General features: G+C 79.6%; 2 protein-coding genes. One reads left to right on the top strand and one right to left on the bottom strand.

Translation table 11 applies throughout. From position 1 onward, the window contains the following. Nucleotides 1-1,670, top strand: a 1,670-nt coding sequence (murJ, locus tag GTR00_RS16590) for a murein biosynthesis integral membrane protein MurJ (protein ID WP_205705994.1), incomplete at its 5' end; no start/stop codon positions are given. Here murJ and GTR00_RS16585 read toward each other — a convergent pair. Further along, nucleotides 1,647-2,957, bottom strand: a complete 1,311-nt coding sequence (locus tag GTR00_RS16585) for a DUF6049 family protein (protein ID WP_166612691.1) — start codon at nucleotides 2,955-2,957, stop codon at nucleotides 1,647-1,649. The genes murJ and GTR00_RS16585 overlap by 24 nt on opposite strands. Nucleotides 2,958-3,666 lie beyond the last annotated feature (709 nt).

Genomic DNA, 3,666 nt, shown 5'->3' with positions numbered 1-3,666 from the left:
CCGCCCCGCCCGAGCCCCCGGCGCCCGAGGGGGCCGCGGAGTCGCTGGCCCGCTCCAGCGCCCTGATGGCCTCCGGGACGCTGGTGTCGCGGCTGCTGGGGTTCGTGCGCACCGCCGCGCAGGGCGCCGCCCTCGGCGTCGGCGCCCAGGTGGGCGCCGTGACGTTCGACGTGGCCAACAAGGCCCCCAACGCCTTCTACATGCTGCTGGCCGGCGGGGTGCTCAACGCGGTGCTCGTGCCGCAGATCGTGCGGGCCCTGAAGCGGCCCGACGGCGGCCAGGAGTACGTCAACCGCCTGATCACCCTCTCGCTGGTGCTCATGGCCGCGGCCACCGCGCTGCTGACGGCCGCCGCCCCGCTGGTGGTGCGGCTGTACGCGCAGTCGTGGAGCGACGACTGGGTCGCCCTGGGCACCGCGATGGCGTACTGGTGCCTGCCGCAGGTGTTCTTCTACGGCCTGTACACGGTGCTCGGGCAGGTCCTCAACGCCCGGGGCCGCTTCGGGGCGTACATGTGGGCGCCGGTGCTCAACAACGTCGTGGCGATCGCCGGGCTCGTCGCGTTCCTGCTCGTCGCGCCCGGCGCCAGGGGCTGGGACGCCGGCGGCTTCGACGCCACGGCGATCGCGGTCCTGGCGGGCACCTCCACGCTGGGCATCGTCGTGCAGGCCCTGGTGCTGTTCTGGCCGCTGCACCGCGCCGGCTTCCGCTACCGGCCGCGCTGGGGCTTCCGCGGCGTGGGGCTGCGCAGCGCCGGGCGGGTCGCCGGCTGGACGTTCGCCGGGGTGGCCGTGGGCCAGCTCGTCTTCGTGGCCACCACCAACGTCACCGCGGGCGCGGCCGACGCGCTGGCGCGCCTGGGCCGCGACGGGGCGACCAACGCCTCCTACACCCCCGCCTTCCTGCTGTTCATGCTGCCGCACTCGCTGGTGGCGGTCTCCCTGGTGACGGCCCTGTTCACCCGGCTCAGCACCGCCGCCGCCGCGGGCGACACCGCCGCGGTGCGCCGCGACTTCTCCTACGGCGCGCGCACCGTGCTGGTCTCCGGCGTGCTGGCCACGGCCGCGCTGGTCGCGCTGGGCCCGCAGATCGGCGCCGCGCTCTTCCCCGCCGGCGGTGGCCGCTTCGTGGGTCAGGTCGTGGCCGCGATGGCGGTCGGGCTGGTCCCCTTCAGCGTCACCTACCTCGTGCAGCGCGTCTTCTACGCCTACGAGGACGCGCGCACCCCGTTCGTGGTCTCCCTCGTCGTCGCGCTCGTCATGGCCGCCGGGGACCTGGCGTGCTGGCTGCTGGTGCCGGCGCAGTGGAGGGTCGTGGGCGTGGGCGTGGCGATGAGCGCCTCGAACGTGGTGGGCGTGGTGCTGGCGCTGGTGCTGCTGCGCCGCCGGATGCGCTCCCTGGACGGCCGCGGCGTCGACGGGCACCGGCTGCTGCGCACCCTGGTGCGCACCCTGATCATCGGGGCGCTGTCCGGCGGGGCGGCGTACGCGCTGACGCGGCTGGCGGCACCGCTGGGCGGGGCGTGGGCCGTGCAGGTCGGCACCGTCGTGGTGGGCGGGCTGCTGCTGGTGGCGCTGTTCACCGCCCTGTGCCGCGCGATGCGCGTCACGGAGCTGAACGCCCTGCTGTCCCCGCTGCTGCGCCGGCTACCCCTGCCCGGTCGGCGCTGAGGGGCGCTCCCCGCTCGCCGCGCCGGGCCCGGCGCCGGACGCGCCGGCGGGCCGGGGGCGGCGCTCGCCGCCCACGTCGGCGTGCGGGACCTCGTCCACGCGCCGGCGCCCGCGCCGGGCGGCGCGCACCACGCCCGCCACGAGCAGCGCCCCGGCGCCGCCGCCGACCAGGCCCGTGAGCCAGCCCTCCAGGTCGGCGCGCACGTTGACGTCGATGCCGACGGGCTCGCCCAGCGGGGTGCCGGCGGGGGTGCGCAGCGCCGCCTCCACCACGACGCTGCCGTTGGCCAGGGCCCGCACGGGCACCGCCACCCGCTGCTGCCCGCCGGGGGGCACCGTCACGCTCGGCACCCGCGCCAGCTGCACGCGCGGGCTGCGCGGGCGCAGCACCAGCTCCACCAGCACCGGCGCGGCGAGCTCGTTGACGACGGTGACGGGCAGCTCGGAGCGGGTGGCGGCCAGGTTGATGACGCTGCCGGGCAGCAGGCGCACCGCGCCCGTGAAGGCGTCCACGCCGCCCTGCACGCGCTGGCGGGCGGCGGGCAGCTCCGCGGCGTGCCCGCGCCAGGAGGCGGCCAGCAGCATCAGCGCCGAGCGCTGCAGCGCCCCGGTGGCCGGGTCCGCGCCCCGCAGGGCGCTGGCGGCGTCGTCGACGGAGGCGCGCAGCCCCGCGACGGCGGCGACGTGCGCCGGCGGCAGGGCGGCCCTGGCGGCGGCCCCGCCGCTCACGGGCGCGTCGGTGCGCTCCACGTCCGGCACGGGCGTGCCCATCAGCTCGCCCAGCGGCTGCCACGACGCCCAGCCGGAGGCCTCCACGGCCTGCACCAGGCGGGGCAGCGCGCCCGGGCGCGGGTCGAAGGTGCGCGGCGCCACCAGCAGCAGGGAGCGGGGGTCGTTGGGCCGCTGCAGGGTGGTGGTGGCCGTCTCGGCGACGGCGCGCTGCACGAGCGCGGCGTCCGCGCCGCTGCTGCCGCCGCTGGTGTCGGCGGTGGCGTCGGCGCGCTGCAGCAGCGCCGACAGGGCGCTGTCGGCGACGAGGCCGGCGAGGGCGCCGCCCGCCCCGGCGCGCACGTCGGCGCGGCCGGTGGGCGTGTAGGTCAGCTCGTCCTCGGTGGGCAGGCAGCGGTCGTCCAGGACGACGGCGCGCGCGCCGGCGCCGGCGGCCAGCACGAGCTGGGCCTGGTCGGCGGTCTCGTCGGCGGGCCAGGCGACGTCGGTGAGGACGGTGGCGGTGCCCCCCAGCGCCGCGGCGACGTCCCCGCCGGCGGCCGTGGCGGCGCTGACCACCGCCCCCGGCGGCGGCGCCCGCGGGGAGCTCCCGGCCGGTGCCGGCCCCGCCCGCGGCGCCGGTCGGCTGCCCGCCGCCGGCCGGCGCGGTGGCCAAGGGCCCGCCCGCCCCGGTGCCGGCGCCCTGCGCGCCCCCGGCGGGCAGGGCCAGGGCGGTGGAGAGCACGGCGGGGTCCAGCGCCCACGCGGTGCGCGGGTCGGTCGAGGCCTCCAGCAGCCGGCCCAGGCGCCCGCCGGTGGCGCCGGCCAGGCCGGCGGCGTCGGCGGTGCGGCCCGCCACCAGCGGCAGCAGCAGCGTCAGCCGGGTGGGCCGCACGCCGTGCGGGGCGGAGACCAGGAAGGTGCGCGCCAGCCCGGCGCGCGCGCCGTCGGCGTCCAGGACCTCCACGGCCGCCGGGTGCGCGCCCTCCCCGCCGCCCAGGGCGGCGGCGTCCAGGACGAGCAGCACCTCCGCCTCCTCGCCCGGCGCCAGGCGCCCGTCGGCGACCTCCACGGCGTCGGAGGCCACCGAGGTGCGCCCCAGCGCGGCGGTGGGCGAGGCCCGCTCCCAGCGGTCCAGGGCGTCGCGGCCCACGACGGTGGAGCGCTGCGCGACCAGGCGGGCGCGCACGCCCGTCAGCGCCGCGGCGCCCTCGTGGCGCACCCGCGCCCGCACCGTGACGACCGAGCGGGCGGGGTCGGCGGCGTCGTAGGCGGTGGGGGTGACGTC

This window comes from Kineococcus indalonis (assembly GCF_009906395.1).
Taxonomy (GTDB): domain Bacteria; phylum Actinomycetota; class Actinomycetes; order Actinomycetales; family Kineococcaceae; genus Kineococcus; species Kineococcus indalonis.
This window is presented reverse-complemented; position numbering and strand designations above follow the sequence as displayed.